General features: G+C 73.2%; 11 protein-coding genes and 1 tRNA gene. 8 read left to right on the forward strand and 4 right to left on the reverse strand.

The genetic code is table 11. The annotated features are described in order from the left end of the window. Positions 1-132 precede the first annotated feature (132 nt). Positions 133-804 carry a lipoyl(octanoyl) transferase LipB gene (lipB, locus tag LHA35_RS07095; protein WP_226606310.1) on the reverse strand — a complete coding sequence of 224 codons (672 nt, stop codon included), beginning with the start codon at positions 802-804 and terminating at the stop codon, positions 133-135. A 29-nt stretch (positions 805-833) separates the two neighbouring features. On the opposite strand from lipB, the gene LHA35_RS07100 reads away from it, so the two are divergent. Next, positions 834-919 (forward strand) — tRNA-Leu (locus LHA35_RS07100). A gap of 303 nt (positions 920-1222) precedes the next feature. Beyond that, positions 1223-3508 carry an NADP-dependent malic enzyme gene (locus LHA35_RS07105; RefSeq protein WP_226606313.1) on the forward strand — a complete coding sequence of 762 codons (2286 nt, stop codon included), beginning with the start codon at positions 1223-1225 and terminating at the stop codon, positions 3506-3508. A gap of 23 nt (positions 3509-3531) precedes the next feature. Here LHA35_RS07105 and LHA35_RS28600 read toward each other — a convergent pair whose 3' ends face one another. From LHA35_RS28600 to LHA35_RS07125, 3 genes are all read right to left on the reverse strand, one after another. Next, entirely contained in the window at positions 3532-6141 is a 2610-nt protein-coding gene (locus tag LHA35_RS28600) for a tetratricopeptide repeat protein (RefSeq protein ID WP_338050846.1), read from the reverse strand. Positions 6142-6155: 14 nt separating this feature from the next. Continuing rightward, positions 6156-7028 (reverse strand): Hint domain-containing protein, encoded by an 873-nt coding sequence (locus LHA35_RS07120; protein WP_226606314.1) that lies wholly within the window; start codon positions 7026-7028, stop codon positions 6156-6158. 428 nt (positions 7029-7456) lie between these two features. Then, positions 7457-8962, reverse strand: coding sequence for a hypothetical protein (locus LHA35_RS07125; protein ID WP_226606315.1), 1506 nt, complete (start codon positions 8960-8962; stop codon positions 7457-7459). A gap of 226 nt (positions 8963-9188) precedes the next feature. Here LHA35_RS07125 and LHA35_RS07130 point away from each other — a divergent pair, with 226 nt between their 5' ends. The 6 genes from LHA35_RS07130 (at position 9189) to LHA35_RS07155 (ending at position 16197) form a co-directional block, all read left to right on the forward strand. After that, positions 9189-9890: a vWA domain-containing protein gene (locus tag LHA35_RS07130; RefSeq protein ID WP_226606316.1), complete on the forward strand. Its 702-nt coding sequence runs from the start codon at positions 9189-9191 to the stop codon at positions 9888-9890. A gap of 10 nt (positions 9891-9900) precedes the next feature. After that, entirely contained in the window at positions 9901-10614 is a 714-nt protein-coding gene (locus LHA35_RS07135) for a J domain-containing protein (RefSeq protein ID WP_226606319.1), read from the forward strand. 193 nt (positions 10615-10807) lie between these two features. Then, a complete protein-coding gene (gene galU, locus LHA35_RS07140; RefSeq protein WP_226606322.1) occupies positions 10808-11683 on the forward strand; it encodes a UTP--glucose-1-phosphate uridylyltransferase GalU in 876 nt (291 codons plus the stop codon). Positions 11684-12058: 375 nt separating this feature from the next. Next, positions 12059-13378, forward strand: a complete 1320-nt coding sequence (locus LHA35_RS07145) for a UDP-glucose dehydrogenase family protein (RefSeq protein ID WP_226606325.1) — start codon at positions 12059-12061, stop codon at positions 13376-13378. 48 nt (positions 13379-13426) lie between these two features. Further along, positions 13427-14842 (forward strand): phosphoglucomutase/phosphomannomutase PgmG, encoded by a 1416-nt coding sequence (gene pgmG, locus LHA35_RS07150; protein WP_226606327.1) that lies wholly within the window; start codon positions 13427-13429, stop codon positions 14840-14842. Positions 14843-15222: 380 nt separating this feature from the next. Further along, positions 15223-16197 carry a Bug family tripartite tricarboxylate transporter substrate binding protein gene (locus LHA35_RS07155; protein WP_226606329.1) on the forward strand — a complete coding sequence of 325 codons (975 nt, stop codon included), beginning with the start codon at positions 15223-15225 and terminating at the stop codon, positions 16195-16197. The last annotated feature ends 90 nt before the right edge of the window (positions 16198-16287 follow it).

Below are 16287 nucleotides of genomic sequence, written 5' to 3' on the forward strand. Positions count from 1 at the left end.
CGGCGCGCGGCAGCGCCGGCCGGGCCGCCGCACCAGCGGATTGCGTTCACATCCGAACGCCCATCCGCTGTAGACCGTTGTCTGTAGAGCAGATTCACGCTCCCGGGCGTTCACGCCCCTCCGCGATCCGCTCTAGCCGAACACCTCGTCCCAGGCCGCCATCAGCGCCGCATCCGCCTCCTCCATGGTGGCGGGGATGCCGAGGCGGTGCAGGCTGGTCACGCCGTACTGGCTGAGGCCGCAGGGCACGATGCCGCCGAAATGGCCAAGGTCCGGATCGACATTCAGCGCGATGCCGTGCCAGGTCACCCAGCGGGTCACCCGCACGCCGATGGCGCCGATCTTGTCCTCCGTGCCGCGCGCCTTGTCCTCCACCCAGATGCCGACCCGGCCCTCCCGCCGCTCGCCCTTCACGGTGAAGCGCCACAGCGCCCGGATCACCCATTCCTCCAGGGCATGGACATAGGCGCGGACATCCCGGCCGCGCTGCGCCAGGTCCAGCATCACATAGGCGGTCCGCTGGCCCGGCCCGTGATAGGTCCACTGCCCGCCGCGCCCGGCCTGGAAGACCGGGAAGCGCGGGTCGAGCAGGTCCCCGGGCCCGGCCGAGGTGCCGGCGGTGTAGGTGGGCGGGTGCTCCACGAACCAGACCAGCTCCCCCGCCTCCCCGGCGCGGATGGCGGCAACCCGGGCTTCCATGGCGGCCAGCGCCGCGGGGTAGGGGGTCAGTCCGTCCGTGATGCGGAATTCCGGCCGCGGGATGTGTTTTCCGGTGGCGCCCACCGTTGCTCCCGCTGCGCTCATCGGTTATAGCCCCGGCCTCGCCCGGTTCTGCGGTCGTGGCGGAATGGTAGACGCGCCAGCTTGAGGTGCTGGTGGGGGAAACCCCGTGGAAGTTCGAATCTTCTCGACCGCACCACTCTCTCTCTCTCTGCTCCTGAACTCGCCGGCCCTGTCCTGATGGTCGTGCCGCCCGGCTGCGCCTAGCACGCCGCTGCGGGTTGGGCGAGGCGGCGTGCCGCCTGTAGGGCCGGCGGCACCGGGACAGCACCACGACCCCGGACGATCCCCCACCGGTAAGCGGCCCAGGTCCCGCCTGGGCGCAGAGCGTGTCCAGCGGCCTCCCTGGCCCGGTGGCGCGGCAAACCGGTTCTTTGCCGTTCCAATGGTTGCGGCTTCGGTCCTTCGCCCGCATCTTCCACCCTCAATCGAGGGGCGAGGCATGGACGAGGATTTCCGCAAGGCGGCATTGGACTACCACCGGCTGCCGCGCCCCGGGAAACTCAGCGTCGAGCCCACCAAGCGCATGGCCACCCAGCGCGACCTGGGCCTCGCCTATTCCCCCGGCGTCGCCGCGGCCTGCGAGGAGATCGCCGCCAATCCCGATGCCGCCTGGGACTACACGGCCCGCGGCAACATGGTGGCGGTAGTCTCGAACGGCACCGCCGTGCTCGGCCTCGGCGCCATCGGCGCGCTGGCTTCCAAGCCGGTGATGGAGGGCAAGGCGGTCCTCTTCAAGAAATTCGCCGGCATCGATTCCATCGACATCGAGGTGGAGGAGCGTGACCCGCAGAAGCTGATCGAGGTGGTGGCGGCGCTCGAGCCGAGCTTCGGCGCGATCAACCTTGAGGACATCAAGGCCCCGGAATGCTTCGAGGTGGAGCGCCAGCTCCGCGCCCGGATGCAGATCCCGGTCTTCCATGACGACCAGCACGGCACCGCCATCATCGTCGCCGCGGCCATCCGCAACGGGCTGCTGCTGCAGGGCAAGCGGATCGAGGAGATCAGGCTGGTCAATACCGGCGGCGGCGCGGCGGCGCTTGCCTGCCTCGACCTGCTGGTGGAGATGGGGCTGCGGCGGGAGAACGTGACCGTCTGCGACATCCATGGCGTGGTGCATGAGGGGCGCGAGCAGGGGATGGACCCCTACAAGGCCCGCTACGCCCGCCGCACCAAGGCCCGGACCCTGGAGGAGGTGCTGGACGGTGCCGATGTCTTCCTCGGCCTCTCCGCCCCGCGCGTGCTGAAGGCGGAGTGGCTCGGCAGGCTGGCGCCGAAGCCGCTGATCATGGCGCTGGCGAATCCGGAGCCGGAGATCCTGCCAGAGGCGGTGCGCGCCACGCGCCCCGATGCGATCGTCGCCACCGGCCGATCGGACTACCCGAACCAGGTCAACAATGTCCTCTGCTTCCCCTTCATCTTCCGCGGTGCCCTCGATGTCGGCGCGACCGCGATCAACGAGGCGATGAAGGTCGCGGCCGCGGATGCGATCGCGAAGCTGGCGCGGGTCGAGGCCTCCGAGGTGGTGGCCGCGGCCTATGGCGGCCATGCCCCGGTCTTCGGCCCGGACTACATCATCCCGAAGCCCTTCGACCCGCGGCTGATCCTGGAGATCGCCCCGGCGGTCGCCCGCGCGGCGATGGAGAGCGGCGTCGCCCGCCGCCCGATCGCCGATTTCGCCGCCTACCGGCGGGAGCTGGAGCGCTTCGTCTTCCGCTCCGGCTACCTCATGCGCCCGCTCTTCGAGGCCGACCGCAAGGCGCCGCGCCGCGTGGTCTATTCCGAGGGCGAGGATGAGCGCACGCTGCGCGCGGTGCAGACGGTGCTGGATGAGGGGATCGCCGAGCCGGTGCTGCTGGGCCGGCGGGAAGCGATCGAGGCCCGCGCCCGCGCCATGGGCCTGCGCATGGATTTCTCCGAATCCGTCGAGATCCTCGACCCGGTCGCCGACACCACGAAATTCGCGCCGCTCATTGAGCTGTACCAGCACCGCGTGGGCCGCCGCGGCGTCCCGCCCGAGGCCGCGGCGCGCCGCGTCACCACCCGCGCGACCGTCGCCGCCTCCCTGCTGCTGGAGGCCGGGCTGGTGGATGCCGCCCTGGTCGGCGGCACCGGCAACTGGATGCGGCAGTGGCACTACGCCTTTGACGTCATCGGCAAGAGCGACGCCGCCTCCCGCGTCTATGCTGTCTCGGCGGTCATCATCCCGACCGGCACGCTCTTCTTCGTGGACACCCATCTGCTGGTCGAGCCGAATGCCGAGCAGATCGCCGAGATGACGCTGCTGGCGGCCGAGCAGGTGGAGGCCTTCGGCCTGACGCCCAAGGTCGCGTTGCTCTCGCATTCCAATTTCGGCGGCTCCAACGCGCCCACCGCGCGGACCATGCGCCAGGCGCTGAAGCTGCTGCGGGAACGGGCGCCGGGCCTCGAGGTGGATGGCGAGATGCATGCGGATGCCGCGCTGGTGCCGGCCATCCGCGCCCGCGCCGTGCCGGACAGCACGCTGGCGGATACCGCCAACCTGCTGGTCTTCCCCAACCTCGATTCCGCCAATATCAGCTTCAACCTGCTGAAGGCGGCGGCGGACGGGCTGCAGGTGGGCCCGATCCTGATCGGCATGAAGAAGCCGATCCATGTCCTGGTGCCGAGCGTGACCGCCCGCGGCATCGTCAACCTGACGGCGGTCGCGGTGCAGCAGGCGAACGCGATGCGGGCTGCGGCGGGGTGATGCCGGCGGCCTGAATGCTCCATTCAGGCCGCCTCCGCGCCGGCCCGGCGGCGCCGATGCGCGAAGGCCGTCCGGCTCCAGTGCCGCTCGGTATTCTTGTACGCCACCTGGCAATGCATCCCGACGGCGCGCTGCATCTCGACGCGCGTCAGCACCCGCAGCCGCCGCAGCCAGGCGGAGAGGCCGAGCGGCGAGCCCGCGATCACCCGCGCCAGGGCCCGCGTCAGCAGCCCCGGCCCGGTCGAGAACCACAGGATGTCGGCATCGCCGCGGTTGATCGCCGCGACCGCCAGTTCCAGCGCCAGCCCGATCACCGGGTGCTGCGGCGCCGCGCCGATCAGGTTGTTGCCGATGGTGCCGTATTCCTCCTGGTACAGCACCAGCCCCGCGCCCGCAGGCGCCAGGCTGTCGAGCGGCGCGAGGCAGCGGTCATCGGCATCGGCATACCAGCCGCCCTCCGCGAAGAGCCAGGCGAGGCGGAAGATATCGGCCTTCTGCGCCGGCTCCCGCGCCCTCCGGTAGGCCGCCAGCACCTCCGGCGCGCAATGGGCCTGCAGGAAGACGCGCGCGGTCGCATCATCGAACAGCACATGCGCATGCCCCGGATGCGCCGCCCGCCAGCCCTGCACCAGCACGGCGATCTCCGCCGGCGGCGCCCCGGAATCCCAGTACTGCGCGAGGCGCGCCGGGATCGCCGGCGCCGGCCCCGCCGCCGGCGCCGCCAGCCGCCCCGCCTGGCGCAGCGCGATCAGCAGCAGCATCGCCGCCGGGGTGTAGTCCGGCGCCTCGCCCACCAGCGCGCAGAGCGGTGCGATCCGCGCCTCCGGGCCGAGCTCGCGCAGCGCCGTGAGTCGCGCCAGCGCCGCGCCGTCCAGCGCGAATTCGTCGAGGATCTGGCCGAGATGCGTCTGGGAGAGGTTGCTGGAGCGCCCCTGCAGCCGCGCCTCGCCCGCCGTCAGCCGCGCCAGCCGCGCCAGGTCCCGCCGCGCGCCGGCCGGATCGAGCGCCAGGATGCGCGACCGTGCCAGGTCCGACAGCGCCCAGGCATCCTCCGGGCGCAGTGCCAGCGCCCGCTCATACGCATCGAGCGCGCCGGCGATGTCCCAGCCCTCCTCCGCCGCCTGGCCGCGGAACTGCGCGAGCCGCGCCCGGTCCGCCAGGGTCGCGACCGGCGCCGCCGCCAAGCAGGCCGCCAGCTCCGCCGGCGTGCCGAGCAGCCGTTCCACCCGGAAGCGCTGGATCCAGAGGCCCATATGGCGCGGCGCCGCCGCGCTCGCCGCCCGCGCCCGGGCCAGCGCCGCGGGCCATTCCCCCTGCTGCCGCAGCAGTTCGATCCGCCCGGCCTCCAGCTCCGGCAAGGGGCCGCAATGCCCCTCCGCCTCGGCCAGCAGCGCGGCTGCCTCCGCCCCGCGGCCCTGGTCGGACAGGCTGCGCAGCAGGCCGAGCCAGGCCCAGGGGCTCGCCGGACGGATCGCCGTGGCCTGCCGGAAGCGCGCCTGCGCCGCGGCATGGTCGCCCATGAGCCGGGCCTGCTCGCCGAGCTGCTCCAGCGCCTGCAGGCAGGCGCCGTCCCGCTCCAGCGCCAGCAGCAGGTGCCGCTCCGCCGCCTCCGGCTGTTCCAGCGCGCGCAGCTCGGTGGCCATCTCGACCAGCGGGTGCGGGTCGGCCGGCCGGGCGGCATGGGCGCGGCGGAAGGCGGCCAGCGCCGCCTCCCGCCGGCCGGCGGCGCGCTCGGTCCGGCCGAGGCCCATCCAGGCCTGCAGGTCGGCGGGATCGGCGGCCGTCAGGCGGCAGGCGATCGCCCGCGCGCCGTCGTGGTCGCCGGCCTCCCGCAACTCGGCCGCCAGCTCTGTCCAGGCGGCGCCCGCCCGCGGATCGACTTCCGTCGCCCGGCGGAAATGCGCCGCCGCCGCCGCGCGGTCGCCGCGGTCGCGTGCCGCGAGGCCGAGGCCGAGCAGGGCCTGGAGGTTTCCCGGATGGTCCCGCAGCACCGCGGCGCAGAGCGCCTCCGCCTCCTCCGCCCGGCCGAGGCCGCGCAGGGCCGCCGCCTGGTCGAGGCGCGGCCAGGGATTGCCGGCCGACGCCACCGCCGCCGCGGCGCTGTAGTGGCCGAGCGCCGCGGCATGGTCGCCGCGCGCCCGGGCGAGATGGCCGAGGCCGAGCAGCGCCTCGACCTGCCCGGGATGGTCGGCGAGCAGCGCGGCATAGGCGGCCTCCGCCTCCGCGGCGCGGCCGAGGCTGCGCAGCAGCGCCGCCGCATCCAGGCGTGGCCAGGGATTGCCCGGCCCGGCCGCCCGCGCCGCCGCGGCGAGATGCGCAAGCGCCGCTTCATGCTCGCCCCGCGCCCGGGCGATCTGGCCGAGGCCGCGCAGCGCCTCGACCTGGCCGGGATGGTCGGCGAGGACGGCCAGATAGGTGGCCTCCGCCTCTGCGGCGCGGCCGAGGGCGCGCAGCGAGGCCGCCGCGTCGAGGCGCGGCCAGGGATTGCCCGGCCCGGCCACCGCCGCGGCCTCCGCGCAATGCCGCAAGGCAGCCTCGTGATCCCCACGCGCCCGCGCGGCGCGGCCGAGATCCAGCAGGCTCCGCAGCGGGTTGGTCGCCGCCTGCGGCGCCGGGGGCTGGCCGGTGGTCACGCCGTTCTCCCCCGTCAGGCGGCGGCGGCCAGGCCGGCGAGCAGCGCCGCCCGCAGCCCGAGCCGGCTACGCAGCGCCGGCGGCACCTGGCGCTGCGCCTTGGCGCGCGGCAGCGGCATTTCCATGATCGGCGCCGCGGCGCCGTACAGCGCCTCGTGCTCCTCCCAATTGTCGAAGGCCAGGCGCTCGACATGGTCCACGAAGGTCTCGGCCGGCACGTCCTCGGCCAGGATCAGGGAGTGATCGGCCAGTTCGACATGGAGATAGGTGAAGGTCTCCGGCACATCCGCGTCCCGCCGGATGGTGGTGCCGTTCACCAGCGCGCCGGCCTGCACCAGCACGCCCTCCAGCAGGATCGCATGGTCGGGCGAGACCAGCAGGTCGCGCGCCGGCAGTCCTTCCGCCAGCGCCCCGGCGGCGATGCGGACCGGCAGCACGCGCAGCGGATCGGCGAAGCGGGTGGAGACGGTCTGCCGGCCGATCCAGCGCACCGGCCTCGCCTGGCCTTCGGCGGTCAGTACCAGGTCGCCGATGGCGAGGCGCTCGACCGCCACTTCGCCCGCCGGGGTGCGGATGAGGGTGCCGGGATAGAAGCAGATCACCGTCTCGCCGGACGTGTAGGTGACCGACCGGTTATCGGCGGCGGCCTTCGAGAAGAAGTATTTCCCCTCGCCGCTGGTCGCCCAGAACCCGTTCACCTGGCCGACCTTGGCATGTCCGCCATAGGTGAAGGTCGTGCCGCCGACCTTGAAGGTCTCGCCGGCCTGGAGCGACGGGCCGGCGCCCGTCGCGCCCGTGTCGATGGTGGCGTTGGGGGTGGTGTTGCCGACCGTCCGGTCGTTCTTGGCATTGATGGAATGGATGAACCAGCCACTGTCTTGCGCCATCGAGATGCTCCAGCAGGGTTGGATCGGCGGCTGCGGGGGTGTCTTTCATGCCGGCCGACGGCGCCGGAACGGATACAATGTAAAGTATGGGATTAGCAACCAGAAGTTGATACACTAATCAAAATTACATGTTCTGCGGGAGGAATGCCGGAATTCATGCGCAGCACGGACGGAGACTGGGGCCGCAACGCGGCGCCCGGGCGGTGGCGCAGGCGGCGCCGCAACTCTCCGAGATGAGTGTAAACGGAGGGTAACCAGTCTTCCCCGCCGGCCGCCCATGCGCCGCCAGCCCCGCAATGTCCCCTGCATGGGGGGGGGCGTGCGCCGGAGCGGAGGCCCCGGCGCTCCGGCGGGATGCGGGCCGGCCGGACCGGACCGATGCCCGGTCCGGGACGGCGCCGCGCCGGGGAGTGGGGCAGCCCGCGGCGCTACCGTGCGGTCCCGCCCAGGCCGAGCACCCGCTGCGTCTCCGCCGGCCCGCCCATCAGCGCCGCCGGAACGTCGCCAAGCGGGACCGGCCGCGGCGGCCGGGCGGTGATCTCCACCTCCCGCGCCTCACCGCGCAGGAAGCGCTGCACCGCGCCGAGCACCGGCGCCAGCGCGCCCGCCGGCCCACGCGCGGAGCCGCCGCCCGGCCCGGCCGAGAGCGCCGCGGCCGCCTGGCTCGCCCATTGCTCGCGCACCCGCGCCTCGGGCAGGCGCAGCCGCTGCGCCTGGTCGCGCACCGCCCGGCCATAGAGCGACTGGTCGAGATAGCGCAGCGCGAAGCCGACCAGCGCCAGCTGCTCCCACTCCGCCCCCTCCGCCGCCTCCGGCGTCACGCCATCCAGCGTGATCGAGAGGCCGAGCACGCCCATCTCCCGCCCCGCGAGCGAGAGCAAGCCGATCTCCAGCCGCCCGGCGGCGCGGTCGTAGCGGCTCTCGGCCGTCAGGTCGGCCGAGAGCGCCGCATAGCCGAAGCGCCGCAGCCATTCCGCGAGGCCCGGGAAGGGCTCCAGCCGCAACTCGCGCAGCGCGACGCGCCCCGCCTCGATGCCGCCGGCGGGCGGGTCGCCCTGGATGCGGAGGGCGCCGAGCGAGGCGACCGGCTGGTCGGCGAGCGTCGCCGCCACCTCCTCCACCTCCAGCGCATAGCCGCCCGCGGCGCGCGGCGGGGCCTCCTGCGCCGCCATGGCCGCGACGGCGGCGGCGAGGTCGAGGCCGCGCAGCGTGATGCGCCCGACCCGCAGCCGGTCCAGCAACCCGGCCTGCGGCGACAGCAGGTCGAGCCCCGTGATGGTGAGGCGCCCCGGCCGGCCCTGGCCGTATTCCTCCAGCGTGGCCTCGCCGATCGCCATCTGCGGGTCGCCAAGGCCGACCACCGATTCCAGCCGCAGCGAATCGAGCGCCAGCGCATCCGGGGCCCCGCCGCCGGGCGCGGCCAGGCCGCGCAGTTCCAGCCGGGCGATGCGTGTCACCAGCCCGTCGCTGCCGGTCAGCACCACCTCCCGCGCACTCGCGGCGCCGATGCGGTCCTCGGCCAGCCCGTCGAGGGTCAGTTCCTCGATCTCCGCCCGGGCGCCCTCCCGCGTCAGCCGCGCGCCGAGCAGCCGGACGCTGCCGGTCGCCGGGTCGATCGGCTCGGCGGCGCGATAGGCGAGGGTGGTGTTGGACCCGAGCAGCGCGCGGAAGCGGGCGAGGGCGGGCAGCGCATCGGCGGGCGCCGCGGCGAGCGGCGGCGGGGCGGCGCCCGGCGGCTGCGCGCCCGGCGCCGCGGAGGAGGGGGGCCGGGCGGGCGGGATCGGCTCGCCGAATTTGTCGAAGCCCGGCGCCGCGTCGGATGGCCCGCCCGGCGCCGCCGGCCGCGGCGGGTCCAGCGGCGGCGGCTTCTGCTGCGCGAGGGCGATGCCCCCCGTCAGGCCGATTGCCAGCGCCGCGCCCCAGAGCCACCGCATCCCGCACCCTCCGCCCGAACGCCCATGCCCCGGCTGCCGGCCGGCAATGCCGGATCACGTGGCCCGCCGACTCCTGCGGGCGCCAGGATGCCCCGATCCGGGGCGCAACCATAGGGAAGGCAGGCCGCCCCGCGCCATGGCCGCGGATGTGACAAGCGCGCGCGGCGGTGCTCCTCCCTGCAGGTCGTACTGGCGATCCCGCCTCCGCCGGCCCACATTCCCCTGCATGAGCAACCTGCCCGACAAGCCGGCCACGGCCGCCGTCGCGGCCTTCCTCAGGCGCGTGGAGAGCATGCCGCAGGCGCGGCCGGCCTCCGGAAGGCGCGGCCGCCTGGTCTTCGCCATCGATGCCACCGCCTCCCGCCAGCCGACCTGGGACCGCGCCTGCCAGCTGCAGGGCGAGATGTTCCAGGCGACGCGGGATCTCGGCGGGCTGGCGATCCAGCTCGCCTACTACCGCGGCTTCATGGAATTCGCCGCGACCCCCTTCCTGACGGATTCGCAGGAGCTGACGCGGCGCATGGCCGGCGTGCAGTGCCTCGGCGGCCAGACCCAGATCCAGCGCGTGCTGGACCATGTGCTGGCCGAGACGAAGCGGGACCGCGTGAATGCGCTGGTCTTCGTCGGCGACGCGGTGGAGGAGGCGGTGGATCCGCTCTGCCACGCCGCCGGCCAGCTCGGCCTGCACGGCACGCCGGTCTTCACCTTCCATGAGGGCGGGCATCCGGAGGCGGCGAATGCCCTGAAGCAGATCGCCCGGCTCTCGGGCGGCGCCTATGCGCCCTTCGACACGGCGAGCGCCGCGGCGCTGCGCGACCTGCTGCGCGCGGTGGCCGTCTATGCCGCGGGCGGCCGCTCGGCGCTGACCCGGCTGGCGGGCGGCGCGGCGCAGAAGATCGCCGGCCAGTTGCCGGCGCCGAAGAGCTGAGGGCCGCGCCATGGTCTGGCTCGCCGTCGGTGCCGGCCTGCTGCTCCTGCTGCTGTGGCTGATGCGCCTGTTCGCCGGGGCCCGGGTCGAGACCATCCGCAAGGGCGCGATCTGGGGCGGCGCCGCGCTCGGGGCCGGGGTGCTGCTGCTGGTGCTGACCACCGGCCGCGGCGCCCAGGCGCTCTGGACGCTCGGCCTTTTCGCGCCGCTGCTCTGGCGCTGGGGGCATGGCTGGTTCTCGGCCCGCCGCTTCGGCCGGCGGGAGGGGGCGGGGGAGGGCAGCGCGCCGGGCGAGACCGCGGTCGAGACCGCGACCCTCATCATGCGGCTCGACCATGCCAGCGGGCGGATGAGCGGCCAGGTGCGCCGCGGCCGGCAGACCGGCCGCGACCTGGCGGCGCTGACCCTCGCCGAGCTGCTCGCGCTGCTGGCGGATTGCCGCGGCCAGGATCCGGAGAGCGTGCCGCTGCTGGAGGCCTGGCTGGACCGGGTGGAGCCCGACTGGCGGGCGGCCGAGGCGGCCTCGCCGCCGCCCGGCAGCGGGGCGGGCGGGCGGATGACGCGGGAGGAGGCGCTGGCGGTGCTCGGCCTGTCCGAGGGGGCGGATGAAGCGGCGATCCGCGCGGCGCATCGCCGGCTGATGCGGGCGGCACATCCCGACCAGGGCGGCAGCGACTGGCTGGCGGCACGGATCAACCAGGCGCGCGACGTGCTGCTGCCATAAAAATGAATGGGCATGTAAAGTGCCCGACACCGGGCGGGATATCGGCCACAGACCTGCCTTCATCACGCGGTAACCGGCGTTGTGGAAGCTCCGGCCCGCCTTGCCGGGCCGTGGGGCGCGTGGCACTCCTCCCGCCCCGTTGCCGGGCCGGCGGCTGCCCGCCGCCCCACATCGCCATTGCCAGGAGAGGCATGTGTCTGCACTGAAGCCCCTGAAGAAGGCCGTTCTGCCGGTTGCCGGTCTCGGCACCCGCTTCCTCCCGGCGACCAAGGCCCTGGCGAAGGAGATGCTGCCGGTGGTGGACCGGCCGCTGATCCAGTACGCCATCGACGAGGCGCGGGCGGCGGGCATCGAGCAGTTCTGCCTGATCACCGGCCGCGGCAAGACCTCCATCGTCGAGCATTTCGACGTCGCCTATGAGCTGGAGAAGACGCTGGAGGAGCGCGGCAAGGCGAAGGAGCTGGCCGATCTGCGCGCCCAGGCGATCGAGCCGGGCGCGATGGTCACGGTCCGCCAGCAGGTGCCGATGGGGCTTGGCCATGCCATCTGGTGCGCCCGCAGCTTCATCGGCGACGACCCCTTCGCCATCCTGCTGCCCGACGACCTCATGATGTGCGAGACCTCCTGCACCGCTCAGCTGGCCGAGGCCTACCGCGAGACCGGCGGCAATGTGGTGGCGATCGAGGAGGTGCCGCGCGACCGCGTCAACCGCTACGGCGTGCTCGACGTGGCCGAGGACAAGGGCCGGCTGGTCTCGGTCAAGGGCCTGGTGGAGAAGCCGCCGGTCGAGAAGGCGCCCTCCAACCTCACCATCATCGGCCGCTACGTGCTGATGCCGGAGGTGATCGGCCATCTCTCGAAGATGGAGCGCGGCGCGGGCAACGAGGTGCAGCTCACCGACGGCATGGCGAAGCTGATCGGCACCCAGCCCTTCCATGGCCTGCGCTATGAGGGGCGGCGCTTCGATTGCGGCGACAAGGCCGGCTGGCTGGAGGCGCAGATCGCCTTCGCCCTGGCGCGGCCGGACATGGCCCCGGCGGTGCGCGAATTCCTGAAGCGCTACGCCTGATCCTGGCGTGCCGGGGCGGATCGCCGAAGGCCATGAAGGGCCGGGGGCGTGACGCGGCACGCAGGCAGGGACCTGCGGCGGATTGCCGTTCGGATGCGAAGGTGGTCCGCTGCCATTGCCGTGCCGGGCAGGTGCCGCCCGCCCGGCGGGTCCGCGGCATGGCCGCGGGACGCTGGCCGGCGCGGATCGCCGACAGGCGGTAAGGGAGCGCCCCGCACGGCCTGCTTCGCGGCGACCCCTTCGCGCCGGAGCCTGGCTCTTCTCACGCAACCAATGACCTGCAGGCGGATTGGCCTTCGGATCTGAACGCGTTCCGCTGTAGAGGGGGGCCGGGCGGTGCGCCGGCACCCGCCATGGGACCCGAGGAGTGGATTGATGCGCATTGCCATGGTGGGGGGCGGCTATGTCGGGCTGGTCTCCGGCGCGTGCTTTGCCGAGTTCGGCGTGGATGTCTGCATCCTCGATACCGATGCGGCGAAGATCGCGGCGCTGCGGGACGGCCGCATCCCGATCTACGAGCCCGGCCTCGACACGCTGGTGCAGGAGAATGCCCGGGACGGCCGGCTGCATTTCACCACCGACCTGGCGCAGGCGGTGGAGGGGGCGGATGCGGTCTTCCTCGCGGTCGGCACGCCGTCGCGCCGCGGCGACGGCCATGCCGACCTCTCCTTCGTCTTCGCCGCCGCCGAGCAGGTGGCCAGGGCCGCCAAGGGCCCGCTGGTGCTGGTGACGAAATCCACCGTCCCGGTCGGCACCGGCCGGCAGGTGCAGGAGATCGTCCGCAAGGCACGCCCCGACCTCGCCATCGAGGTCGCCTCCAACCCGGAATTCCTGCGCGAGGGCAGCGCGATCGGCGACTTCATGCGGCCCGACCGCGTGGTGATCGGGGTGAATGAGGGGGCGGGCGGCGAGCGCGCGCTCGCCGTGCTGAAGCGGCTCTACCGGCCGCTGAACCTGATCGAGGTGCCGATCCTGGCGACCCGGATCGAGACGGCGGAGCTGGTCAAATACGCCGCCAATGCCTTCCTCGCCACCAAGATCACCTTCATCAACGAGATCGCGGATCTCTGCGAGAAGGTCGGCGCCGATGTGCATGACGTCGCGCGCGGCATGGGGCTGGATGGCCGGATCGGGCGCAAATTCCTGCATGCCGGGCCGGGCTATGGCGGCTCCTGCTTCCCCAAGGACACCCTCGCGCTGGCCCGCACCGCCGCCGATTTCGGCGCGCCGATCCGGCTGGTCGAGACCACCATCGCGGTGAACGAGGCCCGCAAGGCAGGGATGGCGGAGCGCGTCATCGCCGCCTGTGGGGGCAGCGTCGCCGGCAGGACCATCGCGGTGCTCGGCCTGACCTTCAAGCCGGAGACCGACGACATGCGCGATGCCGCCTCGCTGGTCGTCGTGCCGCGGCTGGTCGAGGCGGGGGCCAGGATCCGCGCCTTCGACCCGGCCGGCATGGCGCATGCGAAGCCGCTGCTGCCCGGCGGCGTCCATTACGCGACCGGCGCGCTGGACGCCGTGACCGGCGCCGATGCGCTGGTGCTGCTGACCGAGTGGAACGAATTCCGCGCCCTGGCACCGCAACGGCTGCGGCAGGCGATGCGCGGGAATGTTCTGCTGGACCTGCGGAACGTCTATGATCCCGAAGCGATGCGGGCGGCGGGGTTCCAGTATGCCTCGATCGGCCGCCCCTGAGACTGCCGTGCCGGGCCCCCGCCCGGCAGAACCATGCGGAGAGATTGCATGACCGCCTTCCATCACAGCTTCGACCGGACCGTGCTGCGCGAGTACGACATCCGCGGCATCGTCGGGAAGACGCTGCAGCCGGAGGATGCCTTCGCAATCGGGCGCTGCTTCGGCAGCCTCGTCTCGCGCGCCGGCGGATCGAAGGTCGCGGTCGGCTATGACGGCCGGCTCTCCTCCCCGGACCTGGAGCCGCAGCTCGTCGCCGGGCTGCGCGCCTGCGGGCTGGAGGTGATCCGCATCGGCCTGGTCGCCACGCCGATGCTCTACTTCGCCGCCTATCATTTCGGCACCGACGGCGCCGTCATGGTCACCGGCAGCCACAACCCGCCGGACTACAACGGCTTCAAGATGATGCTGGGCAAGAAGCCCTTCTTCGGCGCGCAGATCCAGGAGATCGGCCGCATGGCGCGGGAGGGGGATGTCGTCCCCGTCTCGACCGAGGGCAGCGACCGGCAGGTGGACGTGGCCGAGGCCTATGCCGCCCGCGTGCTGCAGGACTATGACGGCGGCGAGCGCAAGCTGAAGGTGGTCTGGGATCCGGGCAACGGCTCGGGCGCCAACATCACCAAGGTGCTGGCGGCGCGGCTGCCGGGCGAGCACTACGTCATCAACGGCGAGGTGGACGGCACCTTCCCGAACCACCACCCCGACCCGACCGTCGCCAAGAACCTCGAGCAGCTGATCGCCGAGGTGGCGCGCGAGGGCGCCGATCTCGGCATCGCCTTCGACGGCGATGCCGACCGCATCGGCGTGGTGGACAACGAAGGCCATATCCTCTTCGGCGACCAGCTCCTCGTCGTGCTGGCGCGGGACGTGCTGAAGGCGAAGCCGGGCGCCACCGTCATCGCCGACGTCAAGGCGAGCCAGGTGCTGTTCGACGAGGTCGCCAAGGCCGGCGGCCAGCCGCTGATGTGGAAGACCGGCCACAGCCTGATCAAGGCGAAGATGGCCGAGACCGGCTCGCCGCTCGCGGGCGAGATGTCCGGCCACATCTTCTTCGCGGACAAGTGGTACGGCTTCGACGACGCGCCCTATTCCGCCGTCCGCCTGCTCGGCATCGTCGCCCGGATGGGCGCGACGCTGTCGCAGGTGCGCTCCGGCCTGCCGCAGGTGATCAACACGCCGGAGCTGCGCTTCGACTGCGAGGAGGACCGGAAGTTCGAGGTGGTGCGGGAGGTGAAGGAGCGGCTCGCCGCCGAGGGCGCCAAGGTGCAGGACGTGGACGGCGTGCGCGTGCTGACACCCGATGGCTGGTGGCTGCTGCGGGCCTCCAACACCCAGGCGGTGCTGGTCGCGCGCTGCGAGGCGACCTCCGAGGCGGGGCTGGAGCGGCTGAAGCAGGGGCTGGTGCAGCAGCTCACGGCCAGCGGCCTCGCGGCGCCCGACTTCTCCGGGGAGAATGCCGGGCACTGATACCAGCGGCCGTTGATGTTGACCCATCAACGGCCCCTTAATCGCCGGGCGGTTTGCTCCGCAAACCTTGGCTGCGCCGCATTTGCGGCGGCGCCCGTTCGGGCGCTCGGCATGAACGGGACAGTCATGCCGCTGGCATGAGGCCGGGCGGCAGGCATCCTGGCGCCTGCCCCCTGCCCCCTGCACGCGCGCGGCGCGGCTGGGGTGGCTGCGCGCCGCATCCGGAACCATGCCGGTCCCTGGGCAGGCGGGCCGGCATGCGGCCGGGCGGCGCGGGCGCCGGCCCGTGCCATGGTGGCGCCGCGCCGGATTGACCCGTCCTCGGGCCTGTCCGCATCCTCTCCCCGGGCAGCCTGTTGCCCGGTCGGGAGGGAAAAGGCATGACGGGACTGACGAGGCGCGGGCTGCTCGGCGCGGGCGCGGCGCTGGCGATGGCGGGCAGGGCGCGGGCCCAGGAATGGCCGACCCGGCCGGTCCGCATCATCGTGCCCTTTCCGGCGGGCGGCACCACCGACCTGCTGGTCCGGCTCTATGCCCAGCGCCTGACCGAGACGCTCGGCCAGTCCGTGGTCGTGGAGAACCGCGGCGGCGGCGGCGGCTCGATCGGCGCCGATGTCGTCGCCAAGGCGACGGACGGCCACACCCTGCTCTTCCACAACCTGACCTTCTGCACCACCACCGCCGCGCTGGAATTCGCCGGCCGCGCGCCGCATGCCATCGAGCGCGACTTCGCCCCGATTTCCATGGGCGCCAACGTGCCCATGATGCTGCTGGTCAACCCGCAGGTGCCGGCGAAGGACCTCAAGGAGTTCGTCGCCGTCGCGAAGCAGCGCACCGATCTCTTCTACGGCTCCACCGGGCCGGGCAGCACCATCAACCTGGTCGGCGAGATCCTGAAGCGCGATGCCGGGATCCGCATGGACCATGTGCCCTTCCGCGGCGCCGCGCCGCTGGTGCAGGAGCTGCTGGCGGGCCGCGTCCAGTTCGGCGGCGACCAGCTCTCCTCCTCCCTCTCCAACATCCGCGCCGGCGCGCTGCGGCCGATCGCGACCCTGGCCGCGCAGCGGGCGACGGCGCTGCCCGAGGTGCCGACGGCGCGCGAGCAGGGCTATCCCAGCATCGAACTGCTGGGCTGGAACGGCTTCTTCGCGCCCGCCAACACGCCGCCCGCGGTGCTGGCGCGGCTGCAGCGGGAGATCGCGGCGGCGGCCCGGCACCCGGAGGTGGTGCGCCGCATCCAGGAGCTCGGCGCCGAGCCGGGCGGCAATTCGGCCGAGGAGTTCGGCGCCGCGGTGCGCGCCCAGCTCGCCCAGGTGCGGCCGCTGGTTGCGGAATTGCAGATGCAGGTGGAGTGACGCCTGGGGCATGACATGCTGACGCATGTCATGCCTCGAACGCCGGCGGCCCTCCGGGCCTTGGCGTCGCGGCATGGGCCGCGGGCCGCA

It is taken from the genome of Roseicella aerolata (assembly GCF_020523605.1).
GTDB lineage: Bacteria > Pseudomonadota > Alphaproteobacteria > Acetobacterales > Acetobacteraceae > Paracraurococcus > Paracraurococcus aerolatus.

Excerpts from the sequence above, each read along its gene's own strand:
- LHA35_RS07130 (WP_226606316.1), top strand. The coding sequence starts at position 9,189 with ATGAGCAACCTGCCCGACAAGCCGGCCACGGCCGCCGTCGCGGCCTTC.
- LHA35_RS07155 (WP_226606329.1), top strand. The coding sequence starts at position 15,223 with ATGACGGGACTGACGAGGCGCGGGCTGCTCGGCGCGGGCGCGGCGCTG.
- pgmG (WP_226606327.1), top strand. The coding sequence starts at position 13,427 with ATGACCGCCTTCCATCACAGCTTCGACCGGACCGTGCTGCGCGAGTAC.
- LHA35_RS07145 (WP_226606325.1), top strand. The coding sequence starts at position 12,059 with ATGCGCATTGCCATGGTGGGGGGCGGCTATGTCGGGCTGGTCTCCGGC.
- LHA35_RS07125 (WP_226606315.1), bottom strand. The coding sequence starts at position 8,962 with ATGCGGTGGCTCTGGGGCGCGGCGCTGGCAATCGGCCTGACGGGGGGC.
- lipB (WP_226606310.1), bottom strand. The coding sequence starts at position 804 with ATGAGCGCAGCGGGAGCAACGGTGGGCGCCACCGGAAAACACATCCCG.
- LHA35_RS07120 (WP_226606314.1), bottom strand. The coding sequence starts at position 7,028 with ATGGCGCAAGACAGTGGCTGGTTCATCCATTCCATCAATGCCAAGAAC.
- LHA35_RS07135 (WP_226606319.1), top strand. The coding sequence starts at position 9,901 with ATGGTCTGGCTCGCCGTCGGTGCCGGCCTGCTGCTCCTGCTGCTGTGG.
- LHA35_RS07105 (WP_226606313.1), top strand. The coding sequence starts at position 1,223 with ATGGACGAGGATTTCCGCAAGGCGGCATTGGACTACCACCGGCTGCCG.